Here is a 19,456-nt window from a genome sequence, read left to right on the forward strand (position 1 = left end):
CGTCCACTCCGCCACTTATAAGACAAAGCCCTAACAGAAATGTTAGGGCTTTTTCGTGTCTAGTGTTTTGGTTTGCGACCAACGAGTCCCGGTGCCTGCAACCCCAGCCGTTCCGCCATTTATTAGAAAGCCTAGTCTGACGACTAGGCTTTCGTCGTTTCAGGGCTGTGAGTTTTTGCCTTCGACTACTACAATATCGTCACAGATTGAGAAGACTCGCTTGGAACAGTGAGGCTTTTTCACATAAATATCTCTAGCTCTCAAGCTATCCCCAAAATATCACTCTCGACATACACCTATTCCCTAATGACGACTAGTATAGAAACAGTGATCATTTATTTGGAATTGTTATGAGGTTATTTTGTACATTGGCTCTTATCTTTTGTTCGTTTGTTGTATCTGCAACCTCGTGGGAAAAAGAGAAAAGCCCAACAATAAATTCAACCTCATCCATAGGTAGTTACGCTAATGGTTGTCTTGACGGGGCGCAAGCTTTGCCAATTAATGGGCAAGGTTATCAGGTGATCCGCCCTCAGAGAGAGCGCTATTATGGCCACACAGAGTCAATTCAGTTTATTGAAAGGCTAGGTTTAACTACAAGCAAACAACTCAACACAAATCTATTGGTGGGTGATATTTCTCTGCCTCGTGGAGGGCGTTTTTCTTCGGGTCATTCAAGTCACCAGACTGGTTTGGATATTGATATATGGTTAAGGCTCACTGATAAAAAACTTTCAGAGAATGAACTTGCCGTACCTAAGCCATTGAGCGTTGTCGATATCACTAACTACAAATTGCGTGAATCGAATTGGACCGATGATCATTTTCAAGTGATTCGCTATGCAGCCAAAGATGAAAAAGTGGTGCGTATTTTTGTTCACCCAGTTATTAAGCACACCCTTTGTGAACAAGAAAACTCTGATGCCAATGGGAGAGCTTGGTTAGGTAAAATTAGGCCTTGGTGGGGACATCATTCTCATTTTCATGTTCGTTTAAAATGCCCTAAAGGCAGCTCAAACTGTATAGCTCAAGCAAGCCCTCCTAAAGGTGATGGTTGTGGAGATGAACTTGCAAGTTGGGCTCCAAAGACCATTCCCGTTCCTCCACCTAAAAAAGTCGCTAAAAGTAAGAAAAAAAAGAGAGTTAAAGTGATGCCAAGTCAATGTTTGGCCTTGATATCAAATAAGTAATCCTGTTCATCGAGAATTTTTGCAGTGGTAATGCCACTGGTTTTCTCGACTCTAAAACTGGAGAAATATCACACTTTTGTCTAGAGTTTATAAACACGAGATTAAGAACATCGTTTGATATCAATAAAACCAATAACGATATCAGCAAAGGCGACGATGACGAATTTGACAAGGTTTGGTCAGGGATTGAGAGTTTTTTGGGGTGAAAGATGCGGCTTATACGCAGTATGCGAAATCAGAGTCTGATGCCCGTCGATAGATAATTCAAGGATAAGACTATGACTATGATTTGTGCAAAGGAATTTTCCGAATGGTTAAGACATAGGTTCAACGCTGAAAGCTCGGGTATTTCTATTTCAAGAGCTGATATCAATCAGCTAACAGGCAGACAACGTTTAGACCCTAGCTTCGTAAATGATGTTCACTATGAATTAATGCAGTATGGAATGGCATTTGTGACTGATACCAGTAGAGAAAACTTCTATCTTGTTCCGATAGCTCAATCAATAAACTGGCGAGAGCGACTCGAATATCAATTTGAGAAAGAGATGTTCTGTAACATATATCCCATTGAAAAGTCGGGTTAAAAAAAGGTTCAACTTGATGATTAAGTTGAACCTTTTATCTTTTAGGTCAAGCCTTGAATGATGACAAACTTTTCTAATAATTCGTCGTCAGTTTCAATATGGTTCGGGTCAGTAATGATACATTTTGTAATCGGACATACTGACTGACATGTTGGCTTCTCATAGTGACCTTTACACTCAGTACATAAATCAGGATCGATTTCGAAGATACTGTCACCCATAGTGATTGCACCATTTGGGCATTCTGGGTCACACATATCGCAGTTTATGCACTTGTCAGTTATTAGTAGAGCCATTTATCTTTCCCAAGTAACCGTTATTTACCTGATGCGTTACGTGTATCTTGGCCTGCGCTCAAGTTACGCATTAACAAACCAAATTCTAGATCAAGATCAGTAGGTACAGGAATAAACACAAAGTGTCCGTTACCTTTCGCATCGTCTACTGCTTCAGATTTACGGTTTTCCATAACTTTTAGTTTGAAAACAATGTTACCTTTCGGTGTCATCATTTCTAGGCTGTCACCAACTAGGAATTTGTTTTTCACTTCTACTTCAGCTAGGTCGCCACGGCGTTTACCTGTGAATTCACCAACAAACTGTTGAGTATCAGAGATAGAGTAACCGTATTCGTAGTTTTGGTATGAATCGTGAGTGTGACGACGTAGGAAGCCTTCAGTGTAGCCTCGGTGAGCTAGGCTCTCTAGCGTACCCATTAGGCTCTCATCAAATGGCTTACCTGCAACAGCATCATCGATAGCTTTACGGTAAACCTGTGCTGTACGTGCACAGTAGTAGAAAGACTTAGTACGGCCTTCAATCTTCAATGAATGAACACCCATCTTCGTTAGGCGCTCAACGTGTTGGATTGCGCGAAGATCTTTAGAGTTCATGATGTAGGTACCATGCTCATCTTCAAACGCTGCCATTTTCTCTTCAGGTTTGTGTGACTCTGAAAGTAAAACGACTTCATCAGTTGGTTTGCCAAGGCCTAGTGTGTTATCTGGACGTTCGTTTTGAACTTCAATACCCTGAGTTTCTACTTCTTGAATAGCAACGCCGGTAGGGTTAGCTTCAACGATCTGACCGTTTTCGTCTTCTTTCGCAGCTTCTGTCTTGTATTCCCAACGACAAGCGTTAGTACAAGTTCCTTGGTTTGGATCGCGTTTGTTCATGTAGCCAGAAAGTAGGCAACGACCAGAATACGCCATGCAAAGTGCACCGTGAACAAAGATCTCTAGCTCTGTTTCAGGGCAGTGTTCGCGAATCTCTTCGATCTCTTCAAGAGAAAGCTCACGAGATAGAATCACACGCTCAACGCCTTGAGTTGACCAGAACTTAACGGTCGCCCAGTTTACTGCGTTTGCTTGAACAGAAAGGTGGATTGGCATCTCCGGGAATGCTTCACGAACCATCATGATAAGACCAGGATCTGACATGATAAGAGCGTCTGGGCCCATATCGACAACAGGTTTAAGGTCGCGAATAAATGTTTTTAATTTAGAGTTGTGCGGCTGAATGTTACATACAACATATAACTTTTTGCCTTGAGCATGAGCTTCATCGATACCAATTTGTAGGTTTTCGTGATTGAACTCGTTGTTACGAACGCGAAGGCTGTAACGTGGCTGGCCAGCGTAAACTGCATCTGCGCCGTAGGCGAATGCGTAACGCATGTTTTTAAGGCTTCCTGCCGGTGATAATAGTTCAGGTACAAATGGTTTTTGTGTAGTCATTGCTTCGTTCTCTAATCTGATCTCAAGTCAGGTTGATACCACCAAGTGATATCAAAGGGGCGCAAATTTTACGCTAAAACGAGTTTGGTTGATAGCCCTAAAGATAACAATGGTATTAAGAAGCGAGTTGGTAGGTCTTGATAAAGGGGAGCAGGGAAGAAAATAAGCTCAGGTATCGCGACACCTGAGCTTCAAATCGGAACAATTAAGCGTTAGGTTGAGTTAACCCGCCTAATGATTCAAATAAGTTTGGTAGGAAAACACTGAATTCACCACATAGCAGTGAGAAATCTGCATCAAAGCGCGCTGCTTGATCTTCACGAGGAATGTCGTCGTTCTCATCTTTTAGTTCATCACTGAATTTCAGGCGCTTGATACTGCCATCTTCAGCAAGAATGAACTCAATGCGATCTTGCCAGTTGATCAGAAGTTTTGTCACAACTTTATTGGCTTCGATGTGGTTTTTAATCTCATCAGCTTCTAATTCTTGTTTCTTAACTCGAACAATACCGCCATCTTCTTGGATTGATTTAAGCTCTGCTTCATCGAGCATAGTGATACCTTTAGGTGTATCACCTGATTTCACCCACTCTGTCAGAGTTGTTTCAATTGCTTGCTCTGGAATAGCAGGCACTACTGGCAAGCTACCCATTGTTTTACGTAGTAATGCTAGTACGTCTTCTGCTTTTTTGTAGCTGCTAGCATCAACCACAATGAAACCTTCTTTTGGCATGATCAGCGCATAAGTAAAGTTACTGCGGCTGAATGCACGAGGAAGCAAATCAATAATGATGTCTTCTTTTAGGCTGTCTTTCTCTTTCTTTTTAAGAGGCGTGCCAGATTCAGCTTCAAGCGTTTCTACTTTTGCGTTCAGCGATTCTTTGATCACAGAAGCCGGTAGCATTTTCTCTTCTTTCTTTGCACAAATTAGAATGCGGTTTTCTGATACGTGCGTCATCATATCGCCGTGTCTACCCATTGCATGTACCCAACCAAACTTCTGTTTGTCTTGGCTACCACAAGGAGTAAAGCGGAATTCTTCAAGTTGTTTCTCTAGCTGATCTGCGTTGAAATCAATATCACGGTTGAAGCGATAGACTAGGCAATTTTTAAACCACATAAATTTTTCTCATACCTTTTTAGAAGTGCTTCATGATATGAGATCTAATTCGATTTGTCCTTAGCTCTGTATCAAAAGTTGTAAAGTGAAACGTTTGAGACAGTTATATGAAAATTTGTTTTCAAAGGTCACAAAAGTGTCATAATTAACTCAGATAATGCAATGCGTTGATTAAATACAAAGGCTATTCAATTATGTCGAGAAGGATTCTGGTCGTTGAAGATGAAGCACCTATTCGTGAGATGCTGTGTTTTGTACTTGAACAAAAAGGCTACCAAGCAGTAGAGGCTGAAGATTACGATACAGCGGTAAACAAGCTATGTGAACCTTTCCCAGATCTAGTATTACTAGATTGGATGCTACCTGGTGGTAGCGGGATAAACTTTATCAAGCACATGAAGCGTGAAGAGTTAACTCGCAACATCCCAGTGGTGATGCTGACGGCTCGTGGTGAAGAGGAAGATAAGGTTCGCGGTTTAGAAGTTGGTGCTGACGACTACATTACCAAACCATTTTCGCCAAAAGAGTTAGTAGCTCGCCTGAAAGCGGTTATTCGTCGAGTAACCCCAACCGCATTGGAAGATGTGATTGATGTTCAAGGTCTTAAACTAGACCCTGTATCACACCGTGTTACCGCGAGTGAAGGTCCAGTAGATATGGGACCAACAGAATTCAAAATGCTGCACTTCTTTATGACGCATCAAGAGCGTGTATACAGCCGAGAGCAGTTGCTTAACAACGTTTGGGGTACCAACGTTTACGTTGAAGACCGCACCGTTGATGTACATATTCGACGCCTACGTAAAGCGCTTGAATCTGCAGGTCACGATAAGCTAATCCAAACGGTTCGCGGCGCGGGCTACCGTTTTTCTACAAAGGCTTAATGTGGCTTCGCTGCCCAGTTTACGGAGTCCTGAATGGTTGAAAAGTTAACCTGGAAAAAGCTGGCTTGGGAGCTGGCTTTTTTTTACGCACCATGGGTTTTAGTCGGATGGATATTCGGTTACCTACCTTGGTTACTGCTGGCTGCTACGGTATTGCAGCTCGGCTGGCATCTACACAACCAAATGCGTTTGTCGGCATGGTTGTGGGATGAGAAGCGTCTAACGCCACCATCAGGTTCTGGGAATTGGGAATCTCTGTTCAACGGTATTTATCGTATGCAGCAGAGACAGCGTCGCAAGCGTAAAGAATTGACCAATCTTATTCGCCGTTTCCGTAACGGTGCAGAGTCGCTTCCCGATGCCGTTGTGGTATTTCGCGGTGAAGGCAATATTGTTTGGTGTAACAAGCTTGCTCAGTATTTACTGGGTTTCCGCTGGCCAGACGATTCAGGTCAACCGATCTCGAATTTGATCCGAACTCCGGATTTTATCAAGTATCTCAATAAGCAAGATTTCTCTGAGCCATTAGAGATGCCTTCGCCACTGAATGTGGAGCGTATGCTTGAGTTGCGTATTGTGCCGTATACCGAGGGTGAACACTTAATGGTAGTACGTGATGTTACTCAGCTAAAGCAGCTAGAAGGTATGCGTCGTAACTTCTTTGCTAACGTTTCTCACGAGCTACGTACTCCAATGACCGTACTTCAGGGCTACCTTGAAATGACGGAAGACCCAGACATGGTCGTTGGGCCTATGTGGCCTAAAGCTCATGGTGTGATGACCGAGCAATTGAATCGCATGAACAGTCTGGTCAATCAACTACTCACGCTTTCTAAAATTGAAGCTGCGCCAATGCATGAGCTTGATGAAGTGGTCAACGTTCCCGCTATGCTTGAGGTTCTTGAGAAAGAAGCCGCGAGCTTGAGTGGTGACCGCGAACACAAGCTTGAGTTTGATATTGATAAGAGTTTACGCGTATTGGCTGATGAAGACCAATTGAGAAGTGCGATATCGAATTTGGTTTATAACGCAGTGAAATACACACCACCGGGCGCGACGGTTAAGGTGCGTTGGTATCAGACTAGTCAAGGTGCGTGTTTGGATGTGTCAGACACTGGAGACGGCATCGAACCACAACACTTGCATCGACTTACCGAGCGTTTCTATCGAGTTGATAAAGCGCGTTCACGAGACACGGGCGGTAGTGGTCTAGGATTAGCGATTGTTAAACATGCGCTTAGTCACCATGATTCACATTTAGAAATTCAAAGCGAAGTAGGTGTTGGTAGCCGATTCCATTTCACGCTGCCTAGCCGATTGACAGTGTCATGAGTTCTTTAATACGCAGGATGCGTTTCCCCATCGGTTCATTATTAGCATTAGCTTTGGTTACCCCTGTTCATGCCGAACAAGGTGTCGATTCTCTTCCTGATTATTCTAAGGTTCCGGGTATTTCTGGCAGCTTGTTGTCTGTCGGTTCGGATACTTTAGCGGGAATGACGACGTTATGGGTGGAAGAGTTTAAGTCTTACTACCCGAACGTTAACGCTCAAGTTCAAGCTTCTGGTTCTGCGACTGCGCCTCCCGCTCTTAGCGAGGGCACAGCGCATTTAGGTCCAATGAGTCGCCCGATGCGCTTGCGAGAAGTAGAGGCATTTGAAAGGGAACATGGTTATAAACCGACAGCGCTTAGAGTTGCTATCGATGCGATTGGTATTTTTGTGCATCGAGATAACCCTATCGACGGGCTCAACTTTCGCCAGATTGACGGTATATTTTCAGAGACATTGCGCTGCGGTGCGACGAAGCCGTTAAACGATTGGCAAGATTTAGATGTCGATCAGCCTTGGGCAAAACATCGATTCCAGCTGTTTGGTCGTAATTCTGTTTCGGGAACTTACGGCTACTTCAAACAAAATGCACTATGCGGTGGGGACTTTAAGAACCGAGTCAATGAGCAGCCAGGTTCTGCATCGGTTGTACAGTCTGTCGCTTCATCAATCAGCGGTATTGGCTATTCGGGTATTGGTTATCGAGTGGCTGGTGTTAAGTTAATTCCTATTGCTGAGCATGGTTCTGATTACGTAGAGCCTACTCGAGCGAATATTTTAAGCGGAGATTACCCTCTATCGCGCTTTCTCTATGTATATGTGAATAAACACCCAGATAAACCGCTTTCTCCTGTAGAGAGAGAGTTCCTCACTTTTGTATTCTCGAAGCAAGGGCAAGAACTGGTAGAGAAAGATGGCTATTTAGCGATACCGCCTGAGTTCGCGGAGCAAGAGTTGGCAAAAGTCGGGCTATGATCCAGATACAAAATATGTAGAAACAGCTTGCTAAGTCGCAGGCTGTTTTTATTTTGACTATTCGTTATTCTACCTTTAACGACCATCCAGCATTTTGCCAACGTTGTTGTTCTTCTTTGAGTTCATATTCAAGCAGTTGGTTTTGGGCCAACCAATCGCTGTTAGATCCTTTCAATCCCCAGTTATCCTGTTGTTCAATCGTTAGAGTCGTGTCTGGGACTAGTGCTTGATTTCTCTGACGATTGAGTAAGATAGCGAGTCTTAATATGCGAATTAGTAGCGTTATTTGTTGTGGAGAAAATAGAGACAGTTCCGGCAAGTCTTGTCGCTTAATCGCTTTTCTTTGATAGCGAACCAATGTCGAGATAAGACGTTGTTGCTCAGTATTGAAACCGGGCATTGTCGTGTGCTTAAGCAGATAAGCCGAATGGCGGTGATAGCCTTGGAATGCGATGCTTTGCCCTACCTCATGAAGTAGTGCAGCCCAACCAACTAGATCATACAGTTCATTAGTGACCATAGTCGTTACTTGAGGCTGCACTTGTTTCAGTAATGCAAGGGCGAGTTGTTTGACTTTCTGGCCATGAGCTACATCAACATGGTATCGAGAGACGAGAGTTTCGGCGGTTCTTGTTCGAACATCAATATCTTTAAATCTATCCTCCATGTCATAAAGAACGCCTTCTCTCAGGGCGCTATCAGAAAAATGTAGCTCTTTTATGTCTAGCGTATCCATCGCTGCTGAAAGAATGGTGACGCCAGCAGCAAACACTGGCTTTCTCTCATCACTTAAACCTGAAAGGTCTAAGGTTTTGGATGATGAAAACTCACATAAGTGATTTTTCAAATAGGACAGACGTTGCGGCGTAATGAGACCATCGGTGAATCCTAAGCCAATGAGTACCTCTTTTATGGATTTAGCGCTCCCAGATGAGCCAAAGGCGATTTCCCAAGGGGCCTTTGTGTATTCTTCAATCAATGGCATCAATTGGCGAGTAGCTGCGGTATAAGCATCTGAGAAGTGTTGTGAGGTTAGCTCTCCGTCAGCAAAGAAACGTTGAGTGAAGCTGACGCATCCCATAGGTAAACTGCGCATAATTAGGGGAGTAAAGCCTTGCCCAGCGACGAGTTCCGTACTCCCTCCTCCGATATCAATAACCAATTTAGATTCAGAAGCGGTTTGAGTGTGTTCTACACCGTTATAGATGATTCGAGCTTCTTCTTGACCGGAAATGATCTCTATTGGAAAAGGAAACAGTGGTTTGGCTAGCTCTAAGAAGTCTTTAGCGTTTTTGGCTTTTCTTAGAGTATGAGTCGCAACAACTCTGACATCATCAAGTTCAAAATCCGCTAGTCGATCTGCGAACACTTTAAGGCATTCTAAGCCTAGCTCGATAGCGCTTTCGGATAGGAAGTTACGTTCGTCCAACCCATCACCTAATCTCACTTTCTGTTTGTGTCTGCTGACTAATTGCAGGTGTTGTTCGAATACTCGGGCAACCACCATATGAAAGCTGTTCGAACCCAAGTCGATAGCGGCAATACATCGAGAATGTTTGTTATCAATTAGCGGCATGATTTCTTCTCTTGTTTGTACTTCTTGCGAGCAAGTTTCTCCATACGTTTAATATAGTGGTAAGTGGAGAGTTGTGACGTCGGGTAATCGAGTGGGTTTGTTGGAGCTTGTATGTAAGGGTTGCTCATCGATTGCTCTAGCACTCGGGCTTTGTTGCTGTCATCGAAATGAAACTCAGTGATATCGATAATGGTTTGCTTGATCTTTAGATCTAAAATTGGGGCTGCAACTTCGATCCTATGATCGAAGTTTCGTGTCATCCAGTCGGCAGAGGAGATATAGACTTTTGGGTTACCAGCGTTACCAAAGATCATCACTCTTGGGTGCTCGAGAAAGCGATCGACCACACTAACAACCTCAATCTGCTCACTGATGTTGGGGATTCCTGGTACGAGAGAGCACATACCACGAATGACCATTCTCACTTTTACATTGGCTTGGCTGGCCTGATAGAGCTTCTCAATGATCTCTCGGTCGACTAAATTGTTGAGTTTTAGAGTGATGCTTGCAGGCTTGTTCTCTATCGCGTTTTGTATTTCATTATCTATCAATTGATACAGACGTTTTCTTGTATTCTTTGGTGACACAATCAGTTGTTTGAACTGTGATTTTTGATAAGGGTTTTCAATATACTTAAAGACTTGTCTCACCTCTTGGGTCAAATCTTTATTCGCAGTGAGCAGAGAAAAATCGGTATACACGCGCGCTGTTACTTCATGAAAGTTACCGGTGCCAATATGAGCGTAATGCGCCGTATGCTTGCCTTCTTTCCGTTTAATGAGCAGTAGTTTGGAGTGGATTTTTAAACTCGGGATACCATGGATGACTTTTATACCGGCTTCTTGAAGTTTCTTAGTCCATTGAATATTGGCTTGTTCATCAAAGCGAGCTTGCAGCTCGATAACCACGGTGACCTTTTTTCCATTGTGTGCAGCATCAATGACCGAACTGAGGAGCTTTGAGCCTTCTGCGACACGGTAAACGTTTATTTTTATGGAGGTTACCTTGGGGTCAAAAGAGGCCTGTCTCACGAGTTCAGTAATGTGATTAAAGGTGTGATAAGGGTAATGCAACAAGATGTCACGAGCTTTGATCGCTTCGAAATAGTTTGGGTAGTGGCTGAAATGCGCACACTTAATCGCGGGAAGTGGGCGATTAACTAAATCACGCCGATTAAGGCTTGGGAATTCGCAGAAATGCTTGAAGTTATGATAGCGCCCCCCCGCAATGACACTGTCATAGTCAGACAGCTTAAGTCTGACTTGCAAGAAATTGAGCATTTCAGCTGGCATTTCTGACTCATAGATAAGGCGTATCGGTAGTGCCGTTAAGCGCTGTTCTAAACCTAAAGACATCGATTCTAATAGGTTACTTTCATTGTTCTCTTGAAGATCATAATCGGCATCACGCGTCATTTTTATCGCAAAACAACGTAATGAGTCATACTCAAAGAATCCTTTAAGCAAGTCATCTAAACAAAATCGAACTATATTATCTAACAAGATCAAAGTTGTACGCTGTGAACCAGAAGTGTCTGGTAACTTAACAAACCGAGGGAGGGCTTCTGATGGGATTTCGAGTAAGACATATTGAGAAGATGTCTCTCGCTCAATGTCGATGGCTAAGTAACTTTGCTCGTCTTTGATAATATTGAGCAACTGGCTATCTTCGTTCAAGAGAAACGGAGTTAAATATGGAAGCACTTTTTTCTTAAAGTACTTTTTGATCCACTCACTCTGTTCTTCGCTGATTTGTTGTTCGTTGACCAGAAAAATACGATTGCGTGCCAGTTCCAATAGTAAGTCGCTATACAGCTCATGGAATTGAGCATCGAGCTTACTTGCTTGGCTCTGCATTTGAGTTAGCAGGGTTTTCTGCGAGTTGGCAGGTAATTGAGGATCTTGAAGTAAGATCTTTCGTTTCACATCAGCAAATCGGACTTTATAAAACTCATCGAGGTTTTTCGAGTAAATACCTAAAAAACGAACTCTTTCGATTAAGGGTACTGATTTGTCGGCCGCTTCTTGGAGCACTCTTTCATTGAAGGATAACCAGCTAAGTTCTTTTGTGACATAGTCTTTTTCCATCGAGGTGATAATCCTGAGTGCTATCTATAGAGATGATTACTTTAATTTAGAATGACAAAATTCACAAAATCTATGATCTTACTTTAAGAAATATGGTCAACAAACTTGTTATTAGTTTCAGTTGTTTAACGTAACTTGTAATATAATTGTCATCTAACGTACATATTATGTCAGTAGCTAAAAAAAGGTAGATAAACAGATGGCTTCAGCCCAATTTTCATTGAAAGAACGCGACAAAAAAAGATGGTTGAAAGATCGTCTCGTCCGTTTTTCGGTGACATGTGGCGCGGTCAGTGTTCTAGCTGCTCTGGTGTTGATCTTTGTTTACTTGGCGATGGTCATTTTACCGGTATTTTCTGATACTGGTTTAGAGACAGGCCAAGCCGTGAAGACAGTAGCTATAGAAAAGCCTATCGCCTTATCCGTGGATGAATACGGTCAGCATGCTTTTACTATCGAAAAATCCGGTTTGGTTCAGTTTTGGGATTTAGAGTCTCAAAATGCACACTCTTACTTTGAGCGTAATGTTTTAGCTAACCCCATCGCTTTTTCTCGAAATACCCCATCTGAAAACTGGTTTGCCTTTGCCGATAGCGCAAGCAACCTTACTTTTTTCTATCCTGAGTATAGTGCGCCAGTGCTGAAAAAAGGCAGTGAAGCCGAACCTAAAATTGAGCTAGTTGATCTCCCTGAACCATTTTTAAACGATGAATTGTCAAGCGGGGCGACAATCGAAAAGTTCGCGTTCTCTAAGAGTGGACGTGGTATTACGGTTGTCGCTCAGTTAAGTGATCAACGAGTGTTAGTGAAATGGTACCAAAGTGATATTACGGGGCAGTATGTTTTTCAGAAGAGCCAATGGCTATCAGATAAACTGGGATTGCAGCAACAATTGCTAGTCACTCCTGATGGCCAAACTTTATATCTTCGAGCACAATCGGATTTAGTTGTATTGAAGTTATCCGATAGCGGCTTCAATGTTCGTGAAGTGATTGATCTTAGCTTAAATGATGCGAAGCACTCGGTGAAAAGTATCGATTTACTGTCTGGAGCTTATTCACTGTTGGTTACGCATGAGGACGGACAGGTTTCTCAGTGGTTCGATGTACTCAAAGATGAAAAGCGTAGCCTGACCCATATTCGCGACTTCCAACTCGCCGAAGAGGTTCAGTTTATTCTGCCAGATACTTATAGAAAGGGTTTTTATAGTTTCTATCAGAATGGCACATTACAAAGCCACTATACGACCAGTGAAAAGCTGTCGCTGTTTGAGCGCGCATTTGATAAGTCACCACAATTAGCGGCTATGTCTGCTAACGAACTGCATTTGGCGACGCTGATTGATGGCACCATCAGCGTGGCTAAAGTTGATAACGAATATCCGCAAATATCATTCTCATCGCTTTGGCAAAAAGTCTGGTACGAAAGCTATCCTGAGCCACAATACGTTTGGCAATCAACGTCGGCGAACGATGACTTTGAAGAAAAATTCAGTTTAGTCCCTATCACATTCGGTACCATTAAGGCCGCTTTGTTTGCGATGATGTTTGCCGTGCCGGTTGCTGTGCTCGGAGCCATTTACACCGCATACTTCATGTCTCCACGAATGCGAAGAGTGGTGAAGCCGTCGATAGAACTGATGGAAGCTCTTCCGACCGTTATTATCGGATTCTTGGCTGGGCTTTGGTTTGCTCCCATTGTTGAAACGCATTTAACGGCCGTCTTCTCGTTAATGGTGCTATTACCACTGAGCACGCTACTGACTGGGCTTGTTTGGTTCTGTTTGCCAAAAATGGTGACGAGCCGTTTTACTAATGGTTGGCATGCTCTGATATTGATCCCGGTATTGGTGATTACTGTGATGGCAGTCTTTGCTGGTGAAAATGGTATGGAAGCCTTGTTGTTTGGTGGTGATATTCGTACCTTCTTGGCTAACTATGGCATCGACTTTGACCAACGTAATGCGCTGGTGGTTGGCTTCGCTATGGGCTTTGCTGTCATCCCGACAATTTTCACGATTGCAGAAGATGCTATTTTCTCTGTGCCAAAACATTTATCCGATGGCTCACTAGCTTTGGGAGCGACGGCGTGGCAGACCCTTATTTATGTGGTGTTATTGACGGCTAGCCCAGGTATCTTTTCTGCAATCATGATGGGGCTAGGACGAGCGGTTGGCGAGACTATGATTGTCTTGATGGCGACAGGTAACACCCCTATTCTTGACTGGAATATTTTGGAAGGGATGAGGACATTATCGGCAACAATTGCTGTTGAGTTACCAGAGTCCGAGGTGGGTGGTTCTCACTTCCGATTGTTGTTCTTAGCAGCACTTTTACTGTTTATTTTTACGTTCGCGGTGAACTCTGTCGCAGAGTGGGTTAGACAAAGACTGAGAGATAAATATCGTGCGCTGTAGTTTTAAAGATCTACCTCAATGTGTCTCAATGGCTGTTCGCTGTTTGATTAGCGTATCTCACGAACTTGGCTCTTTCTTGGATTCAGCACGTCAGAGCAAGGTCGTTCATGATGAATAAACTGAAGTCATTATTGTCTTGGATTAAATCAGGCTCTCCGTGGATCTGGCTTACGGGCGGGGCGGTGAGCATCAGTATGCTTTCGGTTCTTGGCCTAATGCTGTTGATTGGCTGGAAGGGCTTGACTTATTTTTGGCCTGCTCCTCTGTACCAATGGCAAGTGGATTCTAAAGATGCATCGTTAGTTGTCGGCCTCGACGAAACGGTAGTAAAGCAAGATGTATTGATTGGCCAGTTATATGAACGAAAATACATCCCGATAGAGCAAGTCCCACAAGTACACGACCTCTTGTCGGCTCAAAACCTGTCGACTGGGCTAATTCAGCGCTTAAGTATCAAAGTTGCCAACAGGGAAATTTATCCAGCGGACTTTGTTTCCATTTTGGATGTCAATTTACGTGAACCAACAACGCCGCTTGATTGGGTTGTGATTGAACGAAGTCGAGGTGGTTATTTCTTTGGTAAACCTGTGGGTTTTAAAACCACTTCCGGCACCTTTGATTCGAACATAGACCAAAAGCTCGAGCAAGGCTTGGCGTTCGCTGATACGTTACGTAAAGAGACGTCGCGTGTTGTGAACCAAGAAATCCGCAATATCAGCTGGCAATTGGAAAATTTGCGTTTAGAAAAACGTAAGCTTGAACTCAATGAGTCAGTGAGCGATGAATACCTTAAAACCTATACTCAAACTAAACTGGAATTAAATAGTCAGTTAGCTGAAGCAGAAGTAAAGCTTGAGCATCTTAGAACACAGCTCAATGTCGAAAGCTTGTTGGTAGAAGATATGACAGGAGAGCAGGTTGAAATTTCGCTCAGTCATATTTTGGATTATTGGTACCCGAATAATATGTCTTATCTTGAAAAGGTTGGACATTGGGGCAAACAAGTTTGGAAGTTCTTGTCGGAGAACCCACGAGACTCAAACTCTGAAGGCGGTGTGTTTCCTGCGATTTTTGGCACGGTACTGTTGGTTATTCTTATGTCGATTGTAGTGATGCCTCTTGGTGTGGTTGCTGCGATATATCTTCATGAATACGCAAAAAACAACGCATTAACACGTTTGATTCGTATTGCCGTAATTAACTTAGCGGGTGTACCGTCGATTGTGTATGGTGTATTCGGCTTAGGATTCTTTGTGTATACCATTGGTGGCTCAATCGATTCTTTGTTTTACGCAGAACGGTTACCCGCTCCGACATTTGGTACGCCGGGCCTTTTATGGTCCGCACTGACCTTAGCGGTATTAACATTACCCGTTGTTATTGTAACAACGGAAGAGGGCTTAACGCGCATCCCTAGCTCCGTGAGGCACGGTTCATTAGCGCTTGGTGCTACTCAATTCGAGACGCTTTGGCGCATTGTTTTACCGATGGCAAGTCCTGCGATTATCACCGGTTTGATTTTGGCAATCGCGAGAGCTGCGGGGGAGGTTGCCCCATTAATGCTGGTGGGTGTGGTGAAACTCGCATCAAGCTTGCCCGTGGATGGTCAGTTTCCATACCTGCATTTAGACAGAAAGTTCATGCATTTAGGTTTTCATATCTATGATGTTGGGTTTCAAACCTCTAATATCGAAGCGGCGCGCCCTTTAGTGTATGCGACTTCATTTTTATTGGTTACGGTTATCGTTGGACTGAATTTAACAGCCATCAATATCCGTAATAACTTGCGTGAAAAATACAGAACCTTAGGACAAGATTAAATGTTCTCGATTAATGAAACCTTGGGTTACCAAGCACCACTTGATGTTCATAACCTAAAGGATGAGCAAATTGCTATCTCGATTGAAGGGCTGAATCTTTATTATAAAGAGAGCCAAGCACTTGATGATATTTCAATGCAGATCCCGAAGGGGCAGGTGACGGCTTTTATCGGTCCATCAGGGTGTGGTAAGTCGACTCTACTGCGCTGCATTAATCGCATGAACGATCTTGTTGAAGGCTGTAAGGTTTCCGGGAAAGTGAAGCTTCATGGTAAGAACGTCTATCACCCAAAGGTAGATGTCGCAACCTTACGACGCCGAGTTGGCATGGTGTTTCAACGTCCAAACCCTTTCCCTAAATCTATCTATGAGAATGTGGTTTATGGTTTGAGGCTACAAGGCGTTAGCAATAGCCGAGATCTGGATGATGCCGTCGAGCGCTCTCTGCGTGCAGCCGCGTTATGGGATGAAGTGAAAGACCGACTGCATGAAAATGCCTTTGGTTTATCTGGTGGTCAACAGCAGCGCTTAGTCATCGCTCGTGCCGTCGCTATAGAGCCTGAAGTGCTCTTGTTGGATGAACCGACATCGGCACTCGATCCGATTTCGACATTGACGATTGAAGAGTTGATCAACGAACTGAAGACCCAATACACCGTTGTTATTGTTACTCATAACATGCAGCAAGCCGCGCGTGTGAGTGACCATACCGCTTTTATCCATATGGGTAAGTTGATCGAGTACTCAGATACTGATTCTATATTTACTTCGCCATTGAAAAATCAAACGGAAGACTACATTACAGGTAGGTATGGCTAACGTTTAAGTTCGCGCCATCTAGAGCTAAGTCACTCTTAAATAAATGACTTTATTCATTTCTTTTAAGGAGCTGACATGCATTTTGGTCGCCACATCTCAGGACAGTTTAATGTCGAATTAGAATCTATCCGTACCCACGTATTAACCATGGGTGGATTGGTAGAGCAGCAGTTGTCCTTTGCGATGCAAGCGCTTCATAAAGACGATGTTGAATTGGCCAAAAAAGTAATTCGTGACGACCATAAAGTGAATGCGATGGAAGTTTCAATCGATGAAGCATGTACTCGTATTATCGCGAAGCGTCAGCCGACGGCCAAAGATCTGCGTTTGATTATGGCGATCATCAAAACCATTACTGATCTAGAACGTATTGGCGATGTGGCTTCTAAAATCGCACAGGGTGCGATTGAGATCCCTTCAACGAAAGAGCAAAAGTTTCACGTATCGTTAGAGCCATTGTGTCGACAAGCTATCACTATGCTGCATCAGGTATTGGATGCGTTTGCGCGAATGGATGTCGATGCGGCGGCAGAAGTGCATAAGCTAGATGACAAGTTGGATGCGGAATACGAAGCCGTGATTCGTCAGTTGATGACTTACATGATGGAAGATCCTAAGAACATCCCCAACATCCTACAAGTGATGTGGTCAGCGCGTGCGATTGAGCGAGTGGGCGATCGTTGCCAAAATATCTGTGAATACATTATCTACTTTGTTAAGGGCAAAGATGTACGCCACCTTGGTGATCAAAGTCTAGATGACGCACTGAAGTAGGTATTAACTTTAAAAGCTAATAATGGCACCAAGATTGAAATTGACCGTTGTGTCGTAAGGCACAAAGGTTTTATTGTGATCAAAGATATTCATATCAACACCAGCACGTAGTCCAAGCATTGATGTGGCTTGGTAAACGCTGACACCTCCTAGGCTAAAGCATGTGCGAACCCCGATAAATAACTGGATAACGGTGAATATTAATTGGGAGTTGGCAGAATTTGTTAATTTACACTAATAATTTTAGTGATAATGTACGCTTAATATCTATCGTTATTCTTAAAGATCTTAGCGGTCAGTCTTACGTAATCTTACAAAATTAGCTTGATTACTACACGTTAACTAACCTTATGTTCTGTAATGATTTTTTTGAATTACATGAACAAGGAGCCTTTAAGTTTTAAGTGCGCGACGGGAGATCGCTATATTTCTATAGGTCTTTTGATTTATCCTATTGCTGAATTTATCACTTACACTCATTTACTAGGTAGATATCAGTATGAAGAAGTTTCTTTTGGTTTTGACTCCTCTTTTAACGTTAACTGCATGTGGTAGCGTTGCTATCATGGACAAATCAGATGCGGTTAATCAGCAGCCTGAACTCATTGTTAAAACCGATGGTGATTTTTGGGGATTAGGGCAAGAAGGAACGTTTGATCTTGCTGGGATGTATCAAGGTAAATACAGTCGAAATTCATCAGGTTCAACCTGGTTTGAGACGGTCTCATTTAAAGAAGGTGAGCTAGCTGCTGAGATTACAAGAAACGATAATAATCAGGTATGGAGCTTAGTTTGTTCTGGCGGTGGCACTTCTGTGAACTATATGGGGGTTGATTTTGGTGGCAATAAACCTTACCGCTGTTCTGTATCTCAAAAGAATGAGAAGGTAGGAGAGTTCGTTTTAGAGCCTCAATCTGGGATGATCAGCGTTAGCTTGGAAAAGAAAGAAGCTGGCTACATCCGAGTCGGGTCGAATAAATACGACGTAGAAACTGTTCATTCAAGTAAAGACCTTTTAATGTCGGTGGAGAAACCACTAGGATATAGCTTTAAAAAGGCTTCTAAAGAAGTCGCGGCTGCACAGACAAATGGAATGATAACGCTACAGATGTTACCTGAACTTAGTGACGCTGAAAAAGACACACTAGTTATCGGTACTATCGCGAGCGCACTGAGCTGGCGTCCAGAAGAGTAAAGTTCAATCTATCATTTTGAATGAACGGAACTTATTCAGAGAAAGCGGTGGGTTGTAACCCACCGTGGACTTTAAATACTGAATTTACAGAGCTTCTGATTTTTACTAGAGGCGTAATATCAGTGTTTAGTTGGCTCAGGGAGTCTATCTACTTATCTAGGGCTGTTCTCAGTTCTTTAATCTTTTGACTACTCGTGACTGGGATTAAGTAATCATCCACGCCGCCGTGTCCCATCTGAGCCTGGGATGCTTGTGTCATTAGACTTGGCCTTGTCGACTTTGCTGATAGGTGAAGAGCCTGAACCTTGGTATGTTTTAGGATTTCGTAACCATTATTAGCGGTTACGCCTGCCCCAGCCATGATATCTAATCGACCTTGAGTTCGTGTGACCATGTCTTGGATAACATCTTTCCCTTGCTCTGCGTTACTCGCTAGCCCAGACGTCAAGACACGCTCACAACCAAGCTCAATAATCTGCTCTAATGCGACTCGGTAATCCTGAAGTTGGTCGATTGCTCGGTGGAAGGTGATGCCTAGTTTGAGTTGATGAGCCTTGGTTGCGAGGGTTTGCATAGCAGGCATATCAATCTCGCCGCCTGGTGTGAGTACACCTAGAACGACACCATTTAACCCTGCACTCGCACAAGCTTCAATATCGTCCAGCATACAGAGTATATCGTCATAATCGAAAATGAAGTCGCCTTGTCTCGGTCGTATCATGGCATAAACTGGTACGGACGAAATTTTTGCCGCTTGCTTCATCATTCCGAAGCTTGGAGTTAACCCGCCAAGTGCTAATGAAGAGCAAAGCTCAATTCGATTCGCGCCACCAGATAGCGCATTATGTAGAGATTCTATGTTATCGATACAGACTTCAATTTCGGTGTTCATCATGTTTATCCGTTCAAAAAGATACGGATGAAATCATAACAATCTAGATAAGGAT

At 43.3% G+C, this 19,456-nt stretch carries 16 protein-coding genes; 10 read left to right on the forward strand and 6 right to left on the reverse strand.

Features of this window, described 5'->3' with window-relative positions; translation table 11 throughout:
• The first annotated feature begins 350 nt into the window (after nucleotides 1-350).
• Complete coding sequence (mepA, locus tag AB4407_RS12060) at nucleotides 351-1,190, forward strand: penicillin-insensitive murein endopeptidase (RefSeq protein ID WP_372120718.1); 840 nt, start codon at nucleotides 351-353, stop codon at nucleotides 1,188-1,190.
• A 278-nt stretch (nucleotides 1,191-1,468) separates the two neighbouring features.
• Entirely contained in the window at nucleotides 1,469-1,777 is a 309-nt protein-coding gene (locus tag AB4407_RS12065; RefSeq protein WP_009848260.1) for a hypothetical protein, read from the forward strand.
• 41 nt (nucleotides 1,778-1,818) lie between these two features.
• On the opposite strand, the gene AB4407_RS12070 is transcribed toward AB4407_RS12065, so the two are convergent.
• The 3 genes from AB4407_RS12070 to rdgC form a co-directional block, all read right to left on the reverse strand.
• Nucleotides 1,819-2,073: a YfhL family 4Fe-4S dicluster ferredoxin gene (locus tag AB4407_RS12070; protein ID WP_004735061.1), complete on the reverse strand. Its 255-nt coding sequence runs from the start codon at nucleotides 2,071-2,073 to the stop codon at nucleotides 1,819-1,821.
• Between the two features lie 20 nt (nucleotides 2,074-2,093).
• Nucleotides 2,094-3,512, reverse strand: coding sequence for a tRNA 5-hydroxyuridine modification protein YegQ (yegQ, locus tag AB4407_RS12075; protein ID WP_372120719.1), 1,419 nt, complete (start codon nucleotides 3,510-3,512; stop codon nucleotides 2,094-2,096).
• A 205-nt stretch (nucleotides 3,513-3,717) separates the two neighbouring features.
• Nucleotides 3,718-4,632, reverse strand: coding sequence for a recombination-associated protein RdgC (rdgC, locus tag AB4407_RS12080; RefSeq protein WP_248641178.1), 915 nt, complete (start codon nucleotides 4,630-4,632; stop codon nucleotides 3,718-3,720).
• Nucleotides 4,633-4,826: 194 nt separating this feature from the next.
• Between rdgC and phoB the strand changes: the two genes are divergently transcribed.
• The 3 genes from phoB to AB4407_RS12095 are packed head-to-tail and all read left to right on the forward strand — an operon-like array spanning nucleotide 4,827 to nucleotide 7,822.
• Nucleotides 4,827-5,516: a phosphate regulon transcriptional regulator PhoB gene (gene phoB, locus AB4407_RS12085; protein ID WP_004735064.1), complete on the forward strand. Its 690-nt coding sequence runs from the start codon at nucleotides 4,827-4,829 to the stop codon at nucleotides 5,514-5,516.
• A 33-nt stretch (nucleotides 5,517-5,549) separates the two neighbouring features.
• Nucleotides 5,550-6,848 (forward strand): phosphate regulon sensor histidine kinase PhoR, encoded by a 1,299-nt coding sequence (gene phoR, locus AB4407_RS12090; protein ID WP_372120720.1) that lies wholly within the window; start codon nucleotides 5,550-5,552, stop codon nucleotides 6,846-6,848.
• Nucleotides 6,849-6,865: 17 nt separating this feature from the next.
• The gene (locus AB4407_RS12095) at nucleotides 6,866-7,822 is read left to right on the forward strand and encodes a PstS family phosphate ABC transporter substrate-binding protein (protein ID WP_372120754.1); all 957 of its coding nucleotides are present in this window, start codon (nucleotides 6,866-6,868) and stop codon (nucleotides 7,820-7,822) included.
• Nucleotides 7,823-7,886: 64 nt separating this feature from the next.
• On the opposite strand, the gene ppx is transcribed toward AB4407_RS12095, so the two are convergent.
• Together ppx and ppk1 are read right to left on the reverse strand one after the other, a co-directional pair.
• Nucleotides 7,887-9,398, reverse strand: a complete 1,512-nt coding sequence (gene ppx / locus AB4407_RS12100; protein WP_372120721.1) for an exopolyphosphatase — start codon at nucleotides 9,396-9,398, stop codon at nucleotides 7,887-7,889.
• Nucleotides 9,389-11,485, reverse strand: a complete 2,097-nt coding sequence (gene ppk1, locus AB4407_RS12105; protein ID WP_372120722.1) for a polyphosphate kinase 1 — start codon at nucleotides 11,483-11,485, stop codon at nucleotides 9,389-9,391. Before ppk1 ends, ppx begins: the two co-directional genes overlap by 10 nt.
• A 199-nt stretch (nucleotides 11,486-11,684) precedes the next feature.
• Between ppk1 and AB4407_RS12110 the strand changes: the two genes are divergently transcribed.
• The 5 genes from AB4407_RS12110 (at nucleotide 11,685) to AB4407_RS12130 (ending at nucleotide 18,509) form a co-directional block, all read left to right on the forward strand.
• Nucleotides 11,685-13,901: an ABC transporter permease subunit gene (locus AB4407_RS12110; RefSeq protein WP_372120723.1), complete on the forward strand. Its 2,217-nt coding sequence runs from the start codon at nucleotides 11,685-11,687 to the stop codon at nucleotides 13,899-13,901.
• 110 nt (nucleotides 13,902-14,011) lie between these two features.
• On the forward strand, nucleotides 14,012-15,721 hold the full coding sequence (gene pstA / locus AB4407_RS12115; RefSeq protein ID WP_372120755.1) for a phosphate ABC transporter permease PstA: 1,710 nt from the start codon (nucleotides 14,012-14,014) through the stop codon (nucleotides 15,719-15,721).
• On the forward strand, nucleotides 15,722-16,540 hold the full coding sequence (pstB, locus tag AB4407_RS12120; RefSeq protein ID WP_004735071.1) for a phosphate ABC transporter ATP-binding protein PstB: 819 nt from the start codon (nucleotides 15,722-15,724) through the stop codon (nucleotides 16,538-16,540). It begins immediately after the preceding gene.
• A 75-nt stretch (nucleotides 16,541-16,615) separates the two neighbouring features.
• The gene (phoU, locus tag AB4407_RS12125) at nucleotides 16,616-17,314 is read left to right on the forward strand and encodes a phosphate signaling complex protein PhoU (RefSeq protein ID WP_009848270.1); all 699 of its coding nucleotides are present in this window, start codon (nucleotides 16,616-16,618) and stop codon (nucleotides 17,312-17,314) included.
• A 499-nt stretch (nucleotides 17,315-17,813) separates the two neighbouring features.
• Nucleotides 17,814-18,509 carry a hypothetical protein gene (locus tag AB4407_RS12130; RefSeq protein WP_372120724.1) on the forward strand — a complete coding sequence of 232 codons (696 nt, stop codon included), beginning with the start codon at nucleotides 17,814-17,816 and terminating at the stop codon, nucleotides 18,507-18,509.
• Between the two features lie 148 nt (nucleotides 18,510-18,657).
• Here the strand turns inward: AB4407_RS12130 and AB4407_RS12135 are convergent, their stop codons facing one another.
• Nucleotides 18,658-19,401 (reverse strand): copper homeostasis protein CutC, encoded by a 744-nt coding sequence (locus AB4407_RS12135; protein WP_372120756.1) that lies wholly within the window; start codon nucleotides 19,399-19,401, stop codon nucleotides 18,658-18,660.
• Between the last annotated feature and the right edge of the window lie 55 nt (nucleotides 19,402-19,456).

Origin of the sequence: Vibrio sp. 10N.261.46.E11 (assembly GCF_041472735.1) — a bacterium.
Lineage (GTDB): Bacteria > Pseudomonadota > Gammaproteobacteria > Enterobacterales > Vibrionaceae > Vibrio.

Excerpts from the sequence above, each read along its gene's own strand:
- AB4407_RS12110 (WP_372120723.1), top strand. The coding sequence starts at position 11,685 with ATGGCTTCAGCCCAATTTTCATTGAAAGAACGCGACAAAAAAAGATGG.
- AB4407_RS12095 (WP_372120754.1), top strand. The coding sequence starts at position 6,866 with ATGCGTTTCCCCATCGGTTCATTATTAGCATTAGCTTTGGTTACCCCT.
- AB4407_RS12070 (WP_004735061.1), bottom strand. The coding sequence starts at position 2,073 with ATGGCTCTACTAATAACTGACAAGTGCATAAACTGCGATATGTGTGAC.
- mepA (WP_372120718.1), top strand. The coding sequence starts at position 351 with ATGAGGTTATTTTGTACATTGGCTCTTATCTTTTGTTCGTTTGTTGTA.
- pstB (WP_004735071.1), top strand. The coding sequence starts at position 15,722 with ATGTTCTCGATTAATGAAACCTTGGGTTACCAAGCACCACTTGATGTT.
- AB4407_RS12130 (WP_372120724.1), top strand. The coding sequence starts at position 17,814 with ATGAAGAAGTTTCTTTTGGTTTTGACTCCTCTTTTAACGTTAACTGCA.
- phoR (WP_372120720.1), top strand. The coding sequence starts at position 5,550 with ATGGTTGAAAAGTTAACCTGGAAAAAGCTGGCTTGGGAGCTGGCTTTT.
- phoU (WP_009848270.1), top strand. The coding sequence starts at position 16,616 with ATGCATTTTGGTCGCCACATCTCAGGACAGTTTAATGTCGAATTAGAA.
- pstA (WP_372120755.1), top strand. The coding sequence starts at position 14,012 with ATGAATAAACTGAAGTCATTATTGTCTTGGATTAAATCAGGCTCTCCG.
- phoB (WP_004735064.1), top strand. The coding sequence starts at position 4,827 with ATGTCGAGAAGGATTCTGGTCGTTGAAGATGAAGCACCTATTCGTGAG.
- ppx (WP_372120721.1), bottom strand. The coding sequence starts at position 9,398 with ATGCCGCTAATTGATAACAAACATTCTCGATGTATTGCCGCTATCGAC.
- AB4407_RS12135 (WP_372120756.1), bottom strand. The coding sequence starts at position 19,401 with ATGAACACCGAAATTGAAGTCTGTATCGATAACATAGAATCTCTACAT.
- yegQ (WP_372120719.1), bottom strand. The coding sequence starts at position 3,512 with ATGACTACACAAAAACCATTTGTACCTGAACTATTATCACCGGCAGGA.
- rdgC (WP_248641178.1), bottom strand. The coding sequence starts at position 4,632 with ATGTGGTTTAAAAATTGCCTAGTCTATCGCTTCAACCGTGATATTGAT.
- AB4407_RS12065 (WP_009848260.1), top strand. The coding sequence starts at position 1,469 with ATGACTATGATTTGTGCAAAGGAATTTTCCGAATGGTTAAGACATAGG.
- ppk1 (WP_372120722.1), bottom strand. The coding sequence starts at position 11,485 with ATGGAAAAAGACTATGTCACAAAAGAACTTAGCTGGTTATCCTTCAAT.